The sequence below is a fragment of the Lentzea sp. DG1S-22 genome (genome assembly GCF_036321065.1).
Taxonomy (GTDB): domain Bacteria; phylum Actinomycetota; class Actinomycetes; order Mycobacteriales; family Pseudonocardiaceae; genus Lentzea; species Lentzea jiangxiensis.
This window is the reverse complement of sequence record NZ_CP143276.1, coordinates 2,678,492-2,697,286: the sequence shown is the minus strand read 5'-3', so window position 1 is coordinate 2,697,286 and position 18,795 is coordinate 2,678,492. Positions and strand designations below refer to the sequence as shown.

Below are 18,795 nucleotides of genomic sequence, written 5' to 3'. Positions count from 1 at the left end.
CGGCAGCGTCTATGGGAGCGCTCTCACAGTTGATACCTGAAACCGGTTCCGGGCGAAACCGGTTTTTTGATTTCCGGTACAAACGAATCGTTCCAGCAACACGAACGCGACAAACCGGCTACTCCGCGGAGCAGCCGGTTCCGGTGTGTCGTGCGGGTGTGACGCGCTGTCGCGGCCGGGCGTGGCGAGATCTCGACGTGCTAACGAGCGGCCGGCGTTCCGGCAGGTGAGATGGCGAACCACTTGCCGTCGACGCCGTGGCCCACCGCGTCGCCCGCCTGCTCGTCGTCGACGTGCCGGTACACCGGTTTGCCGCCGATCGTGACCTGCTCCGTGCCGTCCGGCCGCCGCACGGTGCCGAGGAGCTTCCGGTCGAGCGAGGGGGCGTCGAACTGGCCGCCCTTCGCGAGCAGCGGCACCCACACGAGCGTGCACTCGGGTTCGAGGCAGGTCGGCTTGGGCGGGTCGGTGCCGTCGTCGGTGGTGAAGTAGAGCGTGTAGCGCTGGCGGTCGGCGACGACGGGACCCACCGCCGGCGACTGCTCCACCCGCAGCGTCGCGATGTCGCCCGGCAGCACGACCGCCGGGCCCGCGACGGGTCCGGCCGCGGCCTCCGGCGCCTCCGGCGAGGCGGTCTCCTGCGGGGGTTCGGCCGAACAGGCGCCGAGGCAGGCGAGGAGCAGGGCGAAGACGGCGATGCGGCTCACGCCCGGGCTTACGGATGGCGGCCGGGGGACGGTTCAGCGCGAGCCTCACCACAGGAAGACGAACCGCAGGAAGTGCACAGCCAGGAACCCGGCGGGGACGAGCAGCGCGGCCTTGGCGAACACCGCGAGCACCGCCCGGTTGCTGCGCGGCCCGAGTGCCCGCTTGCGCGTCCCGACCGACGCCAGCGCCCTCTGCACCGCCCGGCCGATGTGGAACACCGGCGGGCCGATGTCGTTCTTCTCGCCGGGAAACGGTCCCACGCCTTCCACGTGCGGGTTCCAGTCCTGGCCGAACACGACGACCGCTGACGTCCACTGCCCGGTCACGACGCCGCGCAGCCGAGCTTGCCCACGACCAGCCACGGCCAGGCGGCCGACCATGCCTGCCGGGTCTCGCGGTCGAGGTTCGCCTGGTCGCGCTCGACGGCCGCCGGCAGGTCGCGGACGAAGCGGCGGGCCAGGTCGAACTCGCCGTCCTCGGTGGCGCTCGTGGCCAGCGAGATCGAGGCGCGGGTCCGGCTGGACGCGGCCCCGTTGCCGGTGAACCAGCGGGCGGCCTCGGCGGTGTCCCGCGCCGAGCCGCGGTCGAGGGCGGCGAGGAAGGCCGAGTGGTGCACGGGCGCGTCCCGGAAGCCGTCGCGCACGCGGAGCTCGGTGCTCGCGGTGATCGTCAGCACCAGGGCGACGTAGACGGTGACGACGGCGACCGCGGTGACGAGGCGGGTCACCGGGCGGAGCCGGGAGTCTCGACCATGCCCGAACCGTACGAGCGGCTCGGGGCGGCCACGGGCGCTTCCGCGGCCGGACACCCTCACGGCCGAGTGATCGCCGCCAGCACCAGCGCCCGGATCTCCGCGGCGATCTCGTCCACGTCGAGCGGTGGCTCGTGCGCCTGCCACTCGCGCAGCAGCCCCGTGATGGCCCCGACCAGTGCGATCGCGGTCAGCCGGTACGACCGGCGCGGTGCCATCCCCGCGTCCGCGGCGCGCAGGGCCTCCGACTCGATGAACTCCGCCCACGTCGTCACCCAGCGGACGTGCTGCTGCTCGATCTCGGCGGTCACGCCCACGGCTTCGACGTAGTTCAGGCGCGGCGCGCGCGGATCGGCCGTCACGCTGCGCACGAACGCGTCCAGCAGCGTCGAGACCCGGACGGCCACGTCGTCGGTCTCCAGCTCGGCGAGCGCCGTGCGGACCCGCTCGAACGCGGTGGCGTTGATCAGGTCGTGCAGCTCGCGCAGCAGGTCCTCCTTCGAGGCGAACTCCTCGTAGAAGTTGCGCGTGGAGACGCCGGCCTCGGCGCAGAGCCCGGTGATCCGGGTGGCCGCGAAGCCCGTGCCGGTGAAGAGCGCGAGTCCCGCCTGGAGCAGCTTCGCCCGGCGCTCGGCCTTGCGCTGCTCGGGTGAGATGCCGCCGTAGGCACGGGCCACCGGTGGTGCTCCCATCTGGTAACTAGGGTTGTCAGATTACGTCGGCGCAACCTGCCGCGCATGTCACGCGTCTGGACCTTTGCGCAAGGGTCAGCTGCCCGTCGCGCTGGGGATGAGGGCGGGGCAGCCTCCGGTCGAATAACCGGAGTTGTACTCGAAATGCCACTGCTCGTTTTCGTAACGGCGGCACCAGCCGAGGGTGCCGCCGTTCTTCTCGACCCATTTCGCGGATTCGATCGGCTGGATGTCGACCGCGAATCCGATCACGTGCATCGAGCGGTCCGGCGGGTTCAGCACGTACCTCGACGCGAGTTCTTCGGTGCCGAACTTCTCCACAGCCTCGTCGAACTCGGCCCGCTGCTGTCCGCGGCTGCGCTTGCCGTCGTTCAGGCAGAGCTGAACGCCCTGTTCAGAGGCCTTGGAACGCAGCGCGAGCCACGCCTGCAGCACCTCGGGGCGAAGGCCTTCCGGGGCCTCGTCGTAGTACCGCGCGTCGATCGGGCAGGGCGGTCCTCCCGGCGGTCCGGGCACTTCCTCGATTATCGCGAGCGGCTTTCCGGCGTGCCGGTCGAACGCGAGCGTCAGCCTGCCCAGGTAACCCAGCGCGCCGCCGGTGGAAACCACGAGTGTGACGATCAGGAGAACGCCGGACACGACGCGTCTGGAGGTCTTGGACATGATTCGAATAATACGTCGGACGGCGGCGGTGTCTGTCAGCAACCCGTAACAGTCCTTCGGCAGCTGTGTACCGGCGAATGTGGCGAGCGACACATCCGTTCGGACCAGCCTGGTTTTCACCGGGGTGCGCAGATGTGATCAGTGAACGATTTCTGGCCCCTTTCGCCGCCGCCGATCCGGGTGGCAACATCTGCGGCGGCCGAGAACCGGCCCGTTTTCATGAGGTCTCAGGAGGACCGCTTTCATGTCCGGCCGCATTTGTGCGTTCGTCGCTCTGCTCGTTTCGCTGTTCGCCTTCGCCGGCACGGCGCAGGCCGCTCCGTCCGCCCCACCCGCACAGCGGGGCACGGCGCTGATCCTGTCCGCGCAGTACTCGGACTTCGACGGCAACGCCGTCAAGGCAACCGTCCTGACCTGCGGACGAGGTGACCAGCACCCGCGCGGGGCCCTCGCCTGCGCGACGCTGGCGTCCGCCGGTGCCGACCTGCAGGTCATGCAGGCCGACGGGAGGGCGTGCACGTTCCACTACGCCCCCGTCGAGGTGAGGATGTTCGGTTTCTGGCGAGGTGCGCCCGTGAACGAGGTGCACACCTACCCGAACTCGTGCGTCATGCTGGCGCACACCGGTGCCCTCTTCGATTTCTAGGGATCGGACACGGCACCAAAAAAATGTGGAGCGGGGCGCGGCAGGGGCGCTCCGCTCCACATTTTCTCGCATTCGGGATCAGTGCTCCGTCGAATGGCGGGCGGCCCGCCCGGTGTGCGAGGGTTGGATCATGGCCGCCGCTCCGCGCTTCCCGCTGCTCCACTGGACGACCATCACCCCCGCGTTCGGCGTGCTCCTGCTCGTCCTGACGTGGGGGCGCGAACTCGGGGGCGTGCTCGTCGCGCTCGTCGCCGTGGTCCTCGCCGCGACCGTGCTCGCGGCCGTGCACCACGCGGAGGTCGTCGCGCTGAGGGTGGGGGAGCCGTTCGGGTCGCTGGTCCTCGCGGTCGCGGTGACGGTCATCGAGGTGGCCCTGATCGTCACGCTGATGGTGTCCGGCGGGCCGGAGGCGTCGTCCCTCGCGCGGGACACGGTGTTCGCCGCGGTCATGATCACCACGAACGGCATCATCGGCATCGCGTTGCTGCTCGGCGCGCTGAAGCACCACACGATCCTGTTCAACGCGGAGGGCAGCGGCGGCGCGCTCGCCACGGTGATGACGCTCGCCACGCTCACGCTCGTGCTGCCGACGTTCACGACGAGCACGCCCGGCCCGGAGTTCTCCGGACCGCAGCTCGCGTTCGCCGCGTTCGCGTCCCTCGGCCTGTACGCGATGTTCGTGTTCACCCAGACCGTCCGGCACCGCGACTTCTTCCTGCCCGTCGACGAGGCGGGCGTGATCGAGGCCGACGAGCACGCCGAAGCGCCGAGCGGCAAGGCCGCGCTCACCTCGCTCGGCCTCCTGCTCGTCGCGCTGGTCGCGGTGGTCGGCCTCGCGAAGATCGAGTCGCCCGCGATCGAGGCGGGCGTGCGCGCCGCCGGCTTCCCCCAGTCGTTCGTCGGCGTCGTCATCGCCCTGCTGGTCCTGCTGCCGGAGACCATCGCCGCCGCCCGCGCCGCCCTGCGCGACCGCATCCAGACCAGCATCAACCTCGGCTACGGCTCGGCCATCGCGAGCATCGGCCTCACCATCCCGACGATCGCGCTGGCGACGATCTGGCTGGACGGCCCGCTCCTGCTCGGCCTCGGCTCGACGCAGATGATCCTGCTGCTGCTCACGGTCCTCGTCAGCGTGCTGACCGTGGTGCCCGGCCGCGCGACCCGCCTGCAGGGCGGTGTGCACCTGGTCCTGCTGGCGGCGTTCCTGTTCCTGGCCGTGAACCCGTAACGAGATCCGGACTTGTTGATGGATCCGTTGTGCCCAGCTCCTGCGTTCGACCGCAATGCGTCGCAGGGCACTTGCGTCATCAGCTGGAGTGGGAGTGCTGTCGGAACTGGTCGGCAGGTCCACAGTGGACGCCCGGCTGATCAGGCCCGATGACGCCGCCTGCGCAGGCGCGAGGCTCGGCCGTTCGGACGTGGTGAGCTGACGGGCAAGGCCTGGGCGAGCGTGTTGCACGGCTGGACGCGGCCCCGCAAGACGGTGCAGGTGTTGGCGTTGCGGGCGCGGGTCGTGTTGCGGTTCGCCGAAGGCGGCCCGAACAGCGAGATCTCTCCACAGCGCCGCGTGACGCCGCTGCGGGATCACGTTGCCGTTGCTGCGGTTCTCCGCAGGTTCCGGTTGCTTCTCCTGACGCAGGGTGGTTCTCGCCACGGCCCACCCGTTGTGCGAGCACCTGTTGCTGTAGGAGGAATGGCCTTGTCCACTCTGCATGGCACGATCGTCGAGATCCTCACCACCAAGTTCGCCGTTCCGGCGGACGCGATCACCGAGGACACCGTGCTCGAAGAGGTGCTGACCGACTCTCTCGACGTGGTCGAGTTCGGCGTGGTCATCGGAGAGCGCTACAACACTGTCCTCTCTGATGAAGAGATCACGTCGGTCGTCACGATCGCCGATCTCGCCGCGTTGATGAGTCGCAAGGTCGCCGCATGAGCATGCGCTGTGCTGCTGTGATCACCGGCCGGGGGATGGTGGGGCCGGCGGGCGTAGGCGTTGACGAGACCTGAAAGGCGTCGGCGCGCGCAAGCCAACGGCAGTGCCCGGTCACGACGCGGCGTCTTGAGCCGCTCCAGCCACCGGGCCTCATGGCCGCGGACGAGCCGGTCCAGGAATGCGGGCCTGCATCGCCGATGCCCTGTCTCAGCAGTATTGGTTCTCCCTGGCACATCATTATGAGAGGGCAAGTGCAATGCTCCCGACCGCGCTAGATGACCACACCGTCGCAGCACTACGATCAGCGCTCTTCTCCGCCGACCTGGAAAACCCGGCTCGTGCCGCGATCGTTTCCGCACGACGGAAGGTGGAGCCGACAAGCTCGCATCAGGACCGGGCCAGGGCAGCTTATGAGCAGTTGCGAGTTGTAGTCGCCGAACTCGGCGCATCGAGCCGGATCGCGATGGATCCGGCCGTGGTGCGGAGTTTGTTCGAGTGGTCGGCTGTTGTCACGCCGGACCTGTTCGCCGTGTTGAGTGGCCATTTTGTCCTGACCGCTGGCGCAATTCAGCGATTGGGCACCGCTTCTTCCGAGCAGAGAAGTGCGCTGGCCCGACTTGACGACGCGGAGTACGTTGGCGTGTTCCTGCTCACGGAACTGGGCTACGGCAGCAACGTGTTGGAGATGAAGACCGAAGCCAGATGGGACCCGCTGCTGAGGCAGTTCACATTGCACACGCCGGATCCTGCGGCTGTGAAGTTCATGCCCAACGTGGCCGATGGCGATGTGCCCAAAGTCGCGATCGTGGCGGCTCGTCTGATCGTGGAGGGCCGGGACGAAGGCGTCTTCCCCTTCTTGTTCTCGCTGCGCGACCATTCGGGAACCGTTCCGGGTGTCGAGACCCACCGGTTGCCGGAAAAAGGTTTCTGTCCGATGGACAACGCCGCCACGCGTTTCGACGGCGCTGTGGTGCCAGAAGGCGGCTGGCTGTCCGGGGGTATCGCATCGTTCGACCAGTCCGGCAGGTTCCACAGTTCGGTGCCATCGCGGCGGAAGCGCTTCCACCACACCATCGGGCAGTTGCAGACCGGGCGCGTGGCCTTGGCCACCGGAACGGTCGCCGCTGCCCGCGCGGCTCTGTCGCTCACGGCTCGCTACGCGACCAAGCGCCGAACCGCCGGCGGCAAGTGGATGCTCGACCGGGACAACGTCCGCCTGCCGCTCACCGCAGCCGTCGCGAGGGTGTACGCCGCTTCTGCGCTGGGCAACGCGGCCTGGGCAGCGATCGAACCGGGGGAGAACACCTCACCCGACGGGGCCAGCTCCCTCTTGGCGATGCTGGCCAAACCGATGTTGACGTGGACGGCCCTGGATGTCCTCCAGGAATGCCGGGAACGCATGGGCGCACAGGGCATGTTCCGCGCCAACATGATCGTCGACTACATCGGGATCACTCAAGGCGCCATCACCGCGGAAGGGGACAACCAGGTCCTCCAGGTCGCCGCCGGTCTGACCCTGGCCGCCAATCGGGCGGCCCTGCTCCCTCGGCCGGCCGGTCGGGTTCCGGCCTGGCAACGACTGCTGGACCTGCGCGCCCGTGTCCTGGCCGAGAGGCAAGGCTCTCGAGGCGGGCAGCAGGCGATGGAAATCGCAGAAGCGAGTGCAGCCGCGTGGGCGGCTCATGAATTGCGCTCGACCTGCCAGGACCGTGCTGGTGCTCAAAGCTTGCTGGAGCATGTCGCCGAGCTGTACGGAACCGGAGAAGTGCTGCGGACCGCGTCTTGGCACATCGTTCACGGGACTGTCGAGCCTGCAGAGGTACGGGAGCTGGAGGGCCGCCACGCGCAACTCATCGAGGAACTGGCACCGCACCTCCACCAACTCATCGAGGCGTTCGGTGTCACTGCGGACCTGACCCCTTCGGCCTTCGCGACCGAGAACTACTTGACCGCATCTCTGCCGGAGAGTTGGACGTCATAGCTCGATGTCATCGAGTCATGATGATCGTGTCATCAAATGCCGAGATGCGCCGGACGAACGCACGAGACCGAGCGCCTGCATCCAGTGACTTACATCCAGGCCGGGTGGCCGCTCAAGAACTTGAACTGGGCGGCCACACTGTCCGCGAGGGATCGTTCGTGTTCGCCGCCCCCTCGGTTGCGCACCGGCTGCCGGAGCGTTACGGACAGCCTGACGAATTCCGGCCAGGCCGGTTCGGCAGAGGGATCTGTCAAACGAACGGCTCTGTCCATGATTGCGTGATCAAGGATGACCTCGACGCGGCTGCGTGGTCAGTTGATGAGAAGGATTCTCTTGCGTAGCAGACTGATGCTGGCTTTGCCGTAGGTTTGTCGCTTGAGTAGCTTGATCTTCGTGTTCACGCCTTCGGCGGGCCCGTTGCTGTAGGGCACGGTCAGGCCCGCGATCGCCGCATTCAGGTCTTTGTCCAGTCCGTTGAGGTAGGACTCGAAGCCGGGCAGCGTGTTCGCGCGGGTGGTGGCGATCCAGTCGGGAAGGTCCTGGCCGCGGCGGCCGGTGAGGATGGCGGCGAACTCGCGCACTTGAGCGGCCAGGGTGGTCATCTCGGGGCAGGCGGCGATCAGGTCGTCGAAATGACGTCGGGTATGGTCGAGCAGGTCCGCGGGGCGGCTCAGGAGCCAGGAGACCAGGTGTCGTGGTGCGGGTGCGACGCACTCGGGATCGCCCGGCGCTGGTTGACGTAGCGCACGAGCAGGTTCGCGCTGCCGGTGTAGCCGTGCTCGCGGATCTCGGCCGGGATCCGGGTGACCGGGACCTTCTCGGCCAGGCGCTGCCGGACGAGGTCGCGGTGCGAGTCGACCAGGCAGGCGCCGTAGCGCGGCGGTCGCAACAGGTCCTCCGCGCGCTTCGCGCGGGCGTAGCGCTTGACCGTGTGCAACACCCAGCCCAGCCGCCGCGCGCACTCCAGCAGCCCGGCACCCTGGGCGAGCAGGTCGTGCACGGCGGTGAACCGCTCCCGCGTGCGCGCCGCCACCGCCGAGTCCGCCGGGCTGGGTGTGGTGTTCCAGCAGGGGGAGCGGGCGACGACGGTCTTCTCCGCCGCGGTGGCCAGGTTGTGCCACAGATTCCACCGGTCGCTGGCCTGCGCCGCGTGCGGGGCGGCTTGGCGGATCGCCTCGGCGTAGGCGGCCGAGCCGTCCCGGCAGACCACCTCCACCCCGGGATGTTCACGCAACCACGCCGCGGGGGTGGCGGCCTTGCGGTCCGGCAGCACGTCGACGCGGCGATGGGTGACCGCGTCGATCAGCACGGTCGCGTACTTGCGGCCACGCGATCGCGAAGTCGTCGACACCGAGCACCGTCACCGTCCCGACCTCGGATCGGGCAGCGCGTGCACCTGTCCCAGCAGCGTTCCCCGGTTCGCCACGAGCCCGAGCTTGGCCGCCAGGCGCGATCCGGCTCGGCCGGCCAGCGCCAGCCCGATCTGTTCCGACACGCTGCGGCACAACGAGGTCCGGCGAGCGTGCCGGGCGGTCAGGTCGCCGACTTGCTCAGCGAACGTCGCGGCCGGACAACTGGTCTTGTCGCAGAAGAACCGACGCACGCGTAATCGCAGCACCACCGGCTGACCAGCCACAGCGACATCGGCCAGCCCACGGTCACAACGACTGTGGACCCGGCGGGAGCGGCTGCCGCAGGACGGGCGGACACCGTCCTGCGCCTTGGCGCGCGCCCAGATCAGCACGCCTGATGCGGTCTGCTCGATCCGCTCGGCCACCACACCCGCCAGGTGCGCAGGAGCACGTCCAACCACTGACGATCACACACCAAACATGATCACAAACCGTCGCCGCACACCTGATCCCGGGCACAGTCAGTTGATCACGCAATCATGGACAGAGCCGTTCGTTTGACAGACCCGCGGCCGCACAACCCGCAAGCTGCTGCGCAGCCTGTTCCCAGGCGGACTCATCAATGACACAGATACGTCGCATGACGTGCAGCGATGACTTTTCGAGCGGCACAGGGCTGCGCGTCAGGGCGCCGGGACCTTCTCGATGTACTCGAACACTGAGCCATCAGGGTGTCGTGCGATCAGCCGGTTGCCGTTGGGAGTCGGCGACGGACCGTCTAGGATCGTGCCTCCGGTGTCCTGCAGCGCGGCGATCACCTGCTCCATCTCAGCGACGACGAGCGTCGCGACGCGGTCGCGGTATGGCGCGGTGTTACCGCTGAGCAGAAGGAACGACCCGACGCCGGCGAGCTGGACCTCACCGAACTCGAACCGCTTCGCCTCGGACACACCTGCCAGCCGAAAGTACAACGGCAACGCCGCGTCGAGATCGTCGACGAACACCCTCACGATCACCTCGGTGATGTTGGACATTTGCCCTCCTTCACCACGCCACGGGCAGCGCGTGCAGACCATGGGTGGCATTGGACGTGCGGACCGGGACGTGTTCGAGAGGTACTGCCAGGCGCAGCGCCGGAAACCGGCGCAGCAGCGCGGGATAGGCGATCTGCATCTCCAGTCTCGCCATCGGGGCGGCGATGCAGCGGTGAACACCGTAGCCGAAAGCCAGTTGCCCCGCCTTGGGGTCCCTGGTGACGTCGAACCGGTACGGGTCGTCGAACCGGACGGGATCACGGTTGACCATGGGGATCGACACGGCCACCGCGTCTCCCTCCTTGATGAGCCGATCTCCGATCATGACATCGGTCGTGGCGGTGCGGACGGCGCCGTGGTTCGCGATCGACGTGTACCGCAGCAGTTCCTCCACAGCGGAGGGCACCACCGATGGTTCGTCCCGCACCATCGCGAGCTGTGCGGGGTGTTGGAGCAGCGCGAGCGTGCCGAGGGAGAGCATCATCGCCGTGGTTTCGTGGCCGGCGATCAACAGCAGGTTGCCGATGCCGACCAGTTCCTCGTCCGTGACATCGTTGCCGTGGTTGCGGATCAGCCTACCCAGCACGTCGTCGGTCGGGTTCCGGCGCCGGTCCACGACGATGCGGCGCATGTACCCGCGCAGGGCATCACGGGCTTCCAAGGTGTCTTCCGGGCGGGCCATGAGGTCGGTCATGACGAGGGTGTGCCCGGCGAAGTCGAAGTCGTCTTCGTACGGGACACCGAGCATCTCGCAGATCACCTTGGATGGCATGGGCAGCGCGAACGTCTCGACGAGGTCCGCGGGCGGGCCGGCCGCCTCGGTCGCGTCGAGGCATTCCTCGACGATCGCCTCGATGCGCGGCCGCAGCCGGTGCATGGCTCCCGCGGTGAACTCACCGGCCACCATGCCGCGCAGCCTGGTGTGGTCGGGCGGGTCGTACTCGAGGAACGTGCCGGGCTGCCGATCCTGCAACTCCTCGGCGAGAGTCCGCTCCCCCGGCTTCGGCAGCGCCGTGCCCGGTGTCGTGAGGTTGCTGCTGAACCTCGGGTCGGCCAGCACCTGCCGCGCTTCGTCGTACCCGGTCACCAGCCACACCAGAACCCCGCTCGTGAGCGGCAGCCGCACGACCGGCTGCCCCGCTGCGGCCTCGCGAAGCTCGCTCGCCGGGTTGCACGGGTACGCCGGCTCTCGCCGGTAGGGCAACGGCGGTTCCGTTCGGGTCGCGGTCACGGCGAACCCGCTTCCTCACCGGTGGAATCCTCGGCGGGGCTCGGATGACACTCCCAGCTGCAAGACCGGTGGCCCAACTGGTGCGACACGACCATGCCCAGGTTGGCCGCAGTGTGATAGCGCAGGTCGACGCAGAACTCGCACGGGACGGGCAGGGTCAACTCCACGCCCTGGTCACGCGCCCGTTCGCGGTAGTCGAAGATGCCACAGCGCCGGACCTCGAGCCGGTACGTGCCGTCGTTTTCGGTCAGCGTCTCGTCCGAATCGTAGACGTCCAGCATCTTGGCCAGCGAGCCGAGGACGCTGCGTTCCTGGTCGATCCGCTCGGGGAGCCGCTTCTTGGTGGCGTCGGTGTTCATCCGCGCCACGTGCGCCGTCCACTCCGGAAGCCGCTCGCGTCCCATGTACTTCTCGATGGCCGCCTGGGTGCGGAAGTAGACCCCGAGCACGAACTCGTACTTCTCCCGGTCAGTCATCTCGGGCATTTCAGCACTCCTCGCGACTCGAGCGTTTCCTTGACCACGTGGCTCATCGACGCCGGCAGCCGGCTCCACGCCCCTGTGTCCCCGAGATCGAGCACCCGGGAAAGCTTCCAGCCGAGGTCTCCGCTCAACGTCGTCAACGGCGACAGCACCTCGACCGGACGCACTGTGAGGTGGTGGCACGGGAAGAGATGAGCGATCCGGCGGGCTGTTCGGTCCGCCCACCCGCTGTCGGGGAGCACGTCGGTGGTGACCAGACAGACGATCTCGTCCTCGTGGATGACCAACATGTAGTTGAGGATCGTCGTGTCCGACAGGCCGTCCGCCCACAGAACGGACTCGAGGTCCTCCTGATGCACCGCACCGCTGGAGAAGGCCAGCACGTCCGACTGCCTCCCCGAGGTCCGCATGACGGGGAGCGCCAGTCCACACGTGCACGGCCGGCCGTCGATCTCGATCAGGTCGCCCGTCCGGTAGCGCAACAGCGGTCGGCTGAGCAGATCGAGCGTGGTGACCACCAGCTCCCCGCTGTCGGCCGAGCCGTCGACGAGCCGAACACCCTGCTCGTCCAGCAGTTCGAAAACATAGCTCTGCGACTGCAGGTGCAGCTGGCCCCGCTCACAAACCACCCCGGTCGTCCCCGTCTCCGACGAGCCAAAACTGCCGACCATCGCCTGCGCCCCCGTCAGATGGCTCAGATGCCGCAAAGACGCAGGGCCGGTCTGCTCGGCGATGAGCAGCAGGCGGTCGAACCGCGGCACAGGGAGGCCCTGGCGGACAGCGAACTGGATCATCGCGAGCAGCCGCGACGGGGCACCGACGAAGACGTTGACGGACAGTTCGCCGATCAGCCGCAGCACGGTCGAGTAGTCGCCGTCGATGTAGTCGACCGACGGCCGCAGTGACGTGATGCCGAGGTACTCGAACACCTTCTCGAACTGGTACGGAGCCGGCGCGAGGGGACCGATGATCAAGATCAGCGCGATGTCGTCCGGCGACAGCAGCCTGGCCCACATCTCACCGATGTTCAGGGTGTTGACGATGAGATCGTCGTCAGCCTTCGGCGCCGCCGAGGCCGGGCCGGTGGTGCCGGATGTCTCGTAGTAGTGCAGGAAGTCGCTGAGCGGCACGGTGAAGGCGGCGTGGCTGCGCGCGCTCAGGTCGCTCTTGGACAACAGCGGCAGTTCGCCGAGCACGTCACCGAGAGGCCGCGTTCCGATGACATCATTGGCGAGCAACGCCGGTACCGACTCCGCGTATAGTTCCGCGCGCGAAGCGGCAACGAGGATCTCCCTCAGTTTCACCGAACGCAGATCGTCCAGATCATGCCGCCCCGTGAAAGCATCGGCGATGAGTGCCTGATGACGTTGAAATCTCCGGGCGGCCGCTGAACGGCGTCTCTCGTCCCGCATGAGCAACATGTGAGTCTCCTTGCCCGATCACGAAGCGGCAGACCTACATGAACGACCGCCGAAGCCATCTCTGTCGATCCACAAAGGACTGATGCCGGCCGGGCTGCCTGGCGCAGGTCGTCTGTGGATGCTTCACGGCACCTGTTTCGGCTATATACTTAGGTATCTGCTGGCGTTCTGTGCACCTTGCGTTCCATCGTGCGGAACGGCGGGACGTTGTCGGTCATCAGTCACGTCGGCTCCCCTTCGTGGTCGGTCGGACCACCGCCAGACTTCCTGGCCGACCAACTCGCCCCAATCCCGCGATCCTCGACGTGCTGCGGACAGGACCTGGGAAGTGGGCGGTCGACACCGACGAGGTACGCGCCCGGGAGGTGACCGGACCTGCGGGCGAGGCCGGAACCTCGGACGGCGCCGTGCTGCGGGTCCGCCGGCTTCGATGAGACGGGGCGTGCACGCGGACGGTGCCGGTCGGGGTCCAAGCTCATGATCGCCATGTAGACGCATTTCAGCGCGGCCTGCTCGTTCGGGAAGTGCCCGCGGGCTTTCACGGCGCGGCGGATGCGGGCGTTGACACTCTCGATCGCGTTGGTCGAGCAGATCACCCGCCGGATCTCCGGATCGAATGCCAGGAACGGCACGAACTCGGCCCCGGCGTTGTCCCACAACCGCACGATCGCCGGATAGCGGGCGCCCCAGGTCTCAGCGAACTCGCCGAACCGTTCGCGCGGCGGCCTCGGTCGGCGCGGTGTAAACCGGCTTGAGTGCCTTGGCGATCGCGGCCCAGTGTTGACGGCCCGCGTAGCGGAAACTGTTGCGCAGCAGGTGCACCACGCAAGTCTGGGCGATCGTCTGCGGCCAGACGGTGGTGATCGCGTCGGGCAGGCCGGTCGGCCCGACGCAGACGACCATGAGCACGTCGGCCACGCCGCGGTTCTCGAGCTCGGTAAGCACATGCAGCCAGTACTTGGCGCCCTCGCCGCCGTCGCCGGACCACAACCGGAGGATGTCGCGGCGGCCCTGGCAGGTGACCGCGAGCGCGACGTAGATCGGCCGGTTGGCCACCTGACCATCACGGATCTTGACGTGAATCGCGTCAATGAAGATCACCGGATACACCGCGTCCAACGGCCGGTTCTGTCACTCGACCGTACCCTCGATCACCTTGTCCGTGATCGTGGAAATCGCCTGCCGCGACACCTCGGCGCTCTGGACTTCGGCCAGGTGCGCGGAGATTTCGCCGGTCGTGAGTCCCCTGGCAGCCAACGAGATCACCATCTCGTCCACACCACCCAAGCGCCTCTGCCGCTTCACGACGATCTTGGGTTCGAAGCTGGCGTCGTGGTCCCGCGGCACGTCGATCTCGACCGGGCCGACATCGGTGAGCACGGTCTTGGAGCGGCCCCGTTACGCGAGCTACCGGTCCCGCGGCCGACCGGGTCGTGCTTGTCATAGCCGAGGTGATCGGTGATCTCGCCTTCGAGCGCGGACTCCAACAGCCGCTTGGTCAGCTGTTTCAACACCCCGCCCTCACCGGTCAGCCTCAGCCCGCTCGCCTTGGCACTGCTCAGCAGCTGAGCGACGAGCTGCTCGTCCAAGCCGTCCAGGCCGGTCGCGGGCTTCGAGTCCTCGGCGTTCTCCACGCCGGACATCATGTCGGTCATCAGGTGTACTTCCATGATCAGGAGTTACACCGATCGTTTTACAGTCCCCGCGGTCGGCAACACACGATGAGATCGCCCCAGTCCGAAACAGATGAGCTACCAGCTGCTGGCGTCAGCGACCACGGGTGATCAAGCAGGTGGTGGTGAGTCCCGCCCCGGTGCTGACGTGCAGGTGGTGCTCGTCTGTTCGTGGACCTCGATGCTCGGCCAGATTGGCCAGCATGTCGCCTGAACCGAGGTGCCCGGTCGCGTATCCCGTCTGGACAACTCGATCGGCCAGACCAGCGGGCAGCCCGGTGCGGGCCAGGTGGCTCACCAACGTCTTGCCGAGCCGGGGGAGCAGCACGGAACTGATGTCGTGCCAGTCCAGCCCGGCATCCTCCAGCGCCTGCTCGGCGGCGTCGCGCACGTTGGCGGCGAACGCGTGCAACGCCTGCCTGCTGGGTGCGTTGGTGGTGTGGACGGCAACCGGTTCGAAGGGATCGGAGGTGGGGAAGTGCAGTTCCATGCCGGCGTCGCCGGTCGTCGTGATGGATTCGATCACGTGCGGCCCAGAACCTCTGGTCAGCACGACGGCGGTGGCGCCGTCGCCGAGCGGCGGCACCGAAAGCCACCTGTCGTAGGGCAGGCTGCTGAAGTTGTCCGCTGTGGTCACGAGTGCGGCGGCTGCGCGAGGCTCAGCGAGCAGATGAGCGATCGCGGTCTGCATCGCAGCCGCACCACCGTTCGACATCTGTCGTATGCCGATCGCGGCGCAGCGGCGCGCGCCCAGCTCCCGCGCGACACGATGCGGTGGAGTCCACGTCTGCGGGCCCTGATCGAACACCCAGGCATGCACCAGCAGCGCTATTTCCGCTGCCGTCACCCCCGCGTGCTCCAATGCGCGTTGTGCGGCGAGCCGGGCCATTCGGGGTGGTGCGATGTCTGCCACGGGGAGCTGGCCGATGAGCTCGCCTTCGGAATCCGCCGCCGTCACCGAGCCTGCGGCCTGCGCTTCGGATGCCGAGTAGACCTTCTCGGGAAGCCACAGGGCGGTTCCAGCGATCGTGATCGCTCCTGCGACCCTCACCGCGCTGCGCCGGCCAGCAGGACGGGTACGCGCTCAGGAACCCGCGGACCGATGCCCCCGACCCAGACCCATTCCTCGAACGGCAGCTCGAGCCGCAGGTCGGGGAACCGGCTGAACAGCCCGCGCAAAGCCGCGACCGTCTCGATGCGCGCGAGGTGACCACCGGGACAGCGGTGCACTCCGCCGCCGAAGGAAAGATGTCCCTGCCGACACCCGGCGTCCACTGTGCGGTTCGCGGCTGGGATCAGCACCAGGACCGCATCGCCTGGTGCGACGGAGTGGCCGGCGAGATCCATCGGTTCGGTGGCGAACCGCCAGCTGGTGAAGGGGATGGGCGGTTGTTCGCGAAGCAGGGACTCGATCAAGGAGTCAGCGTCGCCGTGCAGCAGTTCGGTACGCGCGTGGCTGTCGGCCCGGACCAGTGCGACGCCACGGGAGATGAGTGCGATCACCGGATCGGCAGCCGCGATGGTCAGCAGCGCGAGGTTCGACATGGTCTCCCGCTTGCGCAGCCTGCCGTCCCGCTGGGCGATGAGCAGATCTCCCAGCAGATCGTCGCGGCCTTCCTTCGACGCACCCTCGTCCAGTGCGCCGTTCAACGCCTGGACGAGCAAGGGATACGCCTCCACCATGTCCGGATCTTCCGGGTGCTGAGGCCCGAACAGCTTGCTGCCATGAGTGACGATGGCTCGTGCGAAGTCCGCCCGCACCCCGAAGAGTTGTCCGATCACGTCCGTGACGAGGGGAACCGCGAAGTCCTCGATCAGGTCAACCGTGTCGTTGCGCGCGATCGTGTCGAGGCGGTGGTGCACGAAAGCCTCGACCATCGGCTGTGCGGTGGCCAGGGCAGAAGCGGACAGCCGCCTGCCGATGACGCGCCGGATGCGCACGTGGTCATCGCCGTCGAGGTTCATGATCGTGCGACCCCCTACGGAAGCGAAGTCGTCCGGAACGCGGCGAGAGCCGATGGGCTGGCCGTACCGCGCCACTCGCATCGGGTCCTTCACCAGCCGAGGGTCGCGCAGGGTGCGTTCGGCGAGCTCGCGTTCGGTGATCAGCCACGCCGGCACCTCGCCCGGGAGCGAGATGCGGTGTACGGGGCCGCTGTCGGCGAGCTCGTCGAAGACCGCTGGATGAGGAGAGGTGGTGTAGTCGCTCGTGTGCAGCGGACAACGCACAGCTTGCGTCGTCATCGGGCGGACTCCTCGTCCTGCTCCGCGATCGCGGCTGCGAGTTCGCCGATGGTGCGCACCGTGACCAGCCGGTCGTCCGCCAGTTCGAAGCCCAGCTCACCTTCGACGTAGATCAGACCGCGCAGCATCGCGAGAGAGCTCATGTTCGGCATCCCGACGAGTTCGACATCTTCACCGAGGTCGGTGTCGTCGCGTTCGACCTCCAGAGCGTGCATCAACGCGCTGCGGACCAGTTCCAGGTAGTCGGTTTCGGTGCGAGCCGTGTCGGCCATGGTTGAACTCCTTCGCAGGAAAGACTGGTTCCGCCCTGAGCGGACCGTCAGGATCCGGTCAGCTGGCGGAACAGCCGCGAGGTGAGCCTGCGTTGCCACTTGCCGCTGGTCGTGCGCGGCAACGTGTTGCGCGGCACCGCGTACACGTCCACCGAGCCGAGGTCCAGACGCGCTGACACAAGTCCTCGAACCTTGTCGCCCAGCTCGGCGCCAGCTGCTGGATCGGTCATCTCGAGAACCACGACGACGCGTTCTTGATCGGTGTCGGCGAACGCGACGCAGCGACCGAGTTCCGGTGGCAGCAGTGTGCGCGCGACGTCTTCGACATCCTCGGCGTAGAAGTTGCGGCCCGCCACGATGATCATGTCCTTGCGCCTGCCGGTCACGTAGAGCTCACCGGCGATCCGCACGCCCAGGTCACCGGTCTGCAGCCAGCCGTCGCGGAACGCCGTCGCCGTCGCGTCGGGGTCGTCCCAGTAGCCGGTCATCAGCGAGGGCCCGCGCAGCGCGATCTCGCCCACGGAGCCGTCCGCGACCTCCGTCCCGTCGTCGTCGAGCAACCTCAGCTCCATACCGGGCACGGGCCGGCCGACCGATACGAGTCCGATCCCGTCCGGGGAGCCGTCCGGCACGCGAACGGCCGCTCGCCGATCTCCGAGCGATTCACGGTCGAGCCACAACGTCCGAGCGGGTGCACCCGGCTGCGGGCAGGCCACCGACAACGTCGCCTCGGCCATGCCGTACACGGGGAACAGCACGCCGGGGGAGAGGCGAGCGGGTGCCAAAGCGGCCGAGAAACGAGCAACAGTACTCGGTTTCACGGGTTCGCCACCGTTGAGCGCCAGCCGCCACCTGCTCAGGTCGAGGCCGTCGAGCAGCCCGTCGTCGTAGGCCGTGGCGATGCGGTCGTAGGCGAAGTTGGGGCCGCCGAACGCAGTGGCACCGGTGGCACTCATGTGCTCGATGACCTGGCGCGGCCTGCGGATGAAGTGCCACGGCGAGAACAGGTGCAGCTCATAACCCGACCACAGTCCGAAAAGGATCGTGATGAGACCGAAGTCGTGGAACACGGGTACCCAGGACACGAATATGTCTCCCGCGGCGACGCTGCTCGCGGCCGCGGTCGACGCGAAACAGGCGAGCACGGCCGAATGGGACAGCACGACCCCCTTCGGCCGGGAGGTGCTGCCTGACGTGAACTGGACGACAGCGGGCGACTCCGGCCGCGCGGCAGACACGATTCTCGGCTTCGGTGTGCAGTCGCTGACACGCACCACACGCAACCCTGGATGGCGCGCGGCGAGGTGTTCGGCCACATCGACCTGGCTGTCCGTGACGACGACGTGGGTCAGCAGGCCTGCCACGGGACCGAGCGCGGCGGCGATGGTCTCGGGGGCGGTCGGCATCGGCGGCACCGGCAGCACGGTGATCGCTCCGCCGGCGGCCCAGACACCGAACACGGCAGGCAGAAAACCCGGCTCGGTACCGGACAGGACTCCGACGACGGAGCCCTCCCCGACACCTGCCCGCAGGAGTTCATCGGCCACACCCCATGACAGCGCGGGCACATCCGCATGGCACAGCTGTTCACCAGTACCGGGAAACCGGACGAGCACGCCACCGTGCTCGTCGTCGAGGTGGTCGATCAGTTCGGCGAGGGTGGACGCGGCAGCACGGCCGTCAGTGGGCATGCGGGGGTTCCTGATCTG

General features: G+C 67.8%; 20 protein-coding genes and 1 pseudogene. 4 read left to right on the top strand and 17 right to left on the bottom strand.

Annotation, left to right across the window (positions count from 1 at the left end):
* Nucleotides 1-200 precede the first annotated feature (200 nt).
* The 5 genes from V1227_RS11670 to V1227_RS11650 form a co-directional block, all read right to left on the bottom strand.
* Nucleotides 201-707, bottom strand: coding sequence for a COG4315 family predicted lipoprotein (locus V1227_RS11670; RefSeq protein ID WP_329792531.1), 507 nt, complete (start codon nt 705-707; stop codon nt 201-203).
* Nucleotides 708-752: 45 nt separating this feature from the next.
* Nucleotides 753-1,034, bottom strand: a complete 282-nt coding sequence (locus tag V1227_RS11665; RefSeq protein WP_329792530.1) for a hypothetical protein — start codon at nt 1,032-1,034, stop codon at nt 753-755.
* Nucleotides 1,031-1,435: a hypothetical protein gene (locus V1227_RS11660; protein ID WP_329792529.1), complete on the bottom strand. Its 405-nt coding sequence runs from the start codon at nt 1,433-1,435 to the stop codon at nt 1,031-1,033. Before V1227_RS11660 ends, V1227_RS11665 begins: the two co-directional genes overlap by 4 nt.
* 83 nt (nt 1,436-1,518) lie before the next feature.
* Complete coding sequence (locus tag V1227_RS11655) at nt 1,519-2,136, bottom strand: TetR/AcrR family transcriptional regulator (RefSeq protein ID WP_329794003.1); 618 nt, start codon at nt 2,134-2,136, stop codon at nt 1,519-1,521.
* Between the two features lie 90 nt (nt 2,137-2,226).
* Nucleotides 2,227-2,934: a D-alanyl-D-alanine carboxypeptidase family protein gene (locus V1227_RS11650; protein ID WP_329792528.1), complete on the bottom strand. Its 708-nt coding sequence runs from the start codon at nt 2,932-2,934 to the stop codon at nt 2,227-2,229.
* A 124-nt stretch (nt 2,935-3,058) separates the two neighbouring features.
* Between V1227_RS11650 and V1227_RS11645 the strand changes: the two genes are divergently transcribed.
* From V1227_RS11645 to V1227_RS11630, 4 genes are all read left to right on the top strand, one after another.
* Complete coding sequence (locus V1227_RS11645) at nt 3,059-3,460, top strand: SSI family serine proteinase inhibitor (RefSeq protein ID WP_329792527.1); 402 nt, start codon at nt 3,059-3,061, stop codon at nt 3,458-3,460.
* A 130-nt stretch (nt 3,461-3,590) separates the two neighbouring features.
* Nucleotides 3,591-4,688, top strand: coding sequence for a calcium:proton antiporter (locus tag V1227_RS11640; protein ID WP_329792526.1), 1,098 nt, complete (start codon nt 3,591-3,593; stop codon nt 4,686-4,688).
* A 264-nt stretch (nt 4,689-4,952) separates the two neighbouring features.
* Nucleotides 4,953-5,396: an acyl carrier protein gene (locus V1227_RS11635; RefSeq protein WP_329792525.1), complete on the top strand. Its 444-nt coding sequence runs from the start codon at nt 4,953-4,955 to the stop codon at nt 5,394-5,396.
* 178 nt (nt 5,397-5,574) lie between these two features.
* On the top strand, nt 5,575-7,377 hold the full coding sequence (locus tag V1227_RS11630) for an acyl-CoA dehydrogenase family protein (protein WP_329792524.1): 1,803 nt from the start codon (nt 5,575-5,577) through the stop codon (nt 7,375-7,377).
* 311 nt (nt 7,378-7,688) lie between these two features.
* On the opposite strand, the gene V1227_RS11625 is transcribed toward V1227_RS11630, so the two are convergent.
* From V1227_RS11625 to V1227_RS11570, 12 genes and pseudogenes are all read right to left on the bottom strand, one after another.
* Complete coding sequence (locus V1227_RS11625; protein ID WP_329794002.1) at nt 7,689-7,997, bottom strand: transposase; 309 nt, start codon at nt 7,995-7,997, stop codon at nt 7,689-7,691.
* A gap of 50 nt (nt 7,998-8,047) precedes the next feature.
* Nucleotides 8,048-8,728: a transposase gene (locus V1227_RS11620; RefSeq protein ID WP_329792523.1), complete on the bottom strand. Its 681-nt coding sequence runs from the start codon at nt 8,726-8,728 to the stop codon at nt 8,048-8,050.
* A gap of 9 nt (nt 8,729-8,737) precedes the next feature.
* On the bottom strand, nt 8,738-9,154 hold the full coding sequence (locus V1227_RS11615) for a transposase family protein (RefSeq protein WP_329792522.1): 417 nt from the start codon (nt 9,152-9,154) through the stop codon (nt 8,738-8,740).
* A 258-nt stretch (nt 9,155-9,412) separates the two neighbouring features.
* Nucleotides 9,413-9,745, bottom strand: coding sequence for a VOC family protein (locus tag V1227_RS11610; RefSeq protein ID WP_329792521.1), 333 nt, complete (start codon nt 9,743-9,745; stop codon nt 9,413-9,415).
* 28 nt (nt 9,746-9,773) lie between these two features.
* On the bottom strand, nt 9,774-10,994 hold the full coding sequence (locus tag V1227_RS11605; RefSeq protein WP_329792520.1) for a cytochrome P450: 1,221 nt from the start codon (nt 10,992-10,994) through the stop codon (nt 9,774-9,776).
* On the bottom strand, nt 10,991-11,479 hold the full coding sequence (locus V1227_RS11600; RefSeq protein WP_329792519.1) for a hypothetical protein: 489 nt from the start codon (nt 11,477-11,479) through the stop codon (nt 10,991-10,993). Before V1227_RS11600 ends, V1227_RS11605 begins: the two co-directional genes overlap by 4 nt.
* The gene (locus V1227_RS11595) at nt 11,467-12,780 is read right to left on the bottom strand and encodes a phenylacetate--CoA ligase family protein (RefSeq protein ID WP_329792518.1); all 1,314 of its coding nucleotides are present in this window, start codon (nt 12,778-12,780) and stop codon (nt 11,467-11,469) included. The genes V1227_RS11600 and V1227_RS11595 overlap by 13 nt, the downstream gene beginning before the upstream one ends.
* A 536-nt stretch (nt 12,781-13,316) precedes the next feature.
* Nucleotides 13,317-14,543, bottom strand: a pseudogene (locus V1227_RS11590) (IS256 family transposase); the annotation flags it as partial.
* A gap of 121 nt (nt 14,544-14,664) precedes the next feature.
* Nucleotides 14,665-15,621: a ketoacyl-ACP synthase III family protein gene (locus V1227_RS11585; protein ID WP_329792517.1), complete on the bottom strand. Its 957-nt coding sequence runs from the start codon at nt 15,619-15,621 to the stop codon at nt 14,665-14,667.
* Nucleotides 15,618-16,814 (bottom strand): hypothetical protein, encoded by a 1,197-nt coding sequence (locus tag V1227_RS11580; RefSeq protein WP_329792516.1) that lies wholly within the window; start codon nt 16,812-16,814, stop codon nt 15,618-15,620. The genes V1227_RS11585 and V1227_RS11580 overlap by 4 nt, the downstream gene beginning before the upstream one ends.
* Nucleotides 16,811-17,086, bottom strand: a complete 276-nt coding sequence (locus V1227_RS11575) for a hypothetical protein (protein ID WP_329792515.1) — start codon at nt 17,084-17,086, stop codon at nt 16,811-16,813. The genes V1227_RS11580 and V1227_RS11575 overlap by 4 nt, the downstream gene beginning before the upstream one ends.
* 47 nt (nt 17,087-17,133) lie before the next feature.
* Nucleotides 17,134-18,777 carry an AMP-binding protein gene (locus V1227_RS11570; protein WP_329792514.1) on the bottom strand — a complete coding sequence of 548 codons (1,644 nt, stop codon included), beginning with the start codon at nt 18,775-18,777 and terminating at the stop codon, nt 17,134-17,136.
* Nucleotides 18,778-18,795 lie beyond the last annotated feature (18 nt).

Excerpts from the sequence above, each read along its gene's own strand:
- V1227_RS11645 (WP_329792527.1), top strand. The coding sequence starts at position 3,059 with ATGTCCGGCCGCATTTGTGCGTTCGTCGCTCTGCTCGTTTCGCTGTTC.
- V1227_RS11640 (WP_329792526.1), top strand. The coding sequence starts at position 3,591 with ATGGCCGCCGCTCCGCGCTTCCCGCTGCTCCACTGGACGACCATCACC.
- V1227_RS11630 (WP_329792524.1), top strand. The coding sequence starts at position 5,575 with ATGCGGGCCTGCATCGCCGATGCCCTGTCTCAGCAGTATTGGTTCTCC.
- V1227_RS11600 (WP_329792519.1), bottom strand. The coding sequence starts at position 11,479 with ATGCCCGAGATGACTGACCGGGAGAAGTACGAGTTCGTGCTCGGGGTC.
- V1227_RS11580 (WP_329792516.1), bottom strand. The coding sequence starts at position 16,814 with ATGACGACGCAAGCTGTGCGTTGTCCGCTGCACACGAGCGACTACACC.
- V1227_RS11575 (WP_329792515.1), bottom strand. The coding sequence starts at position 17,086 with ATGGCCGACACGGCTCGCACCGAAACCGACTACCTGGAACTGGTCCGC.
- V1227_RS11570 (WP_329792514.1), bottom strand. The coding sequence starts at position 18,777 with ATGCCCACTGACGGCCGTGCTGCCGCGTCCACCCTCGCCGAACTGATC.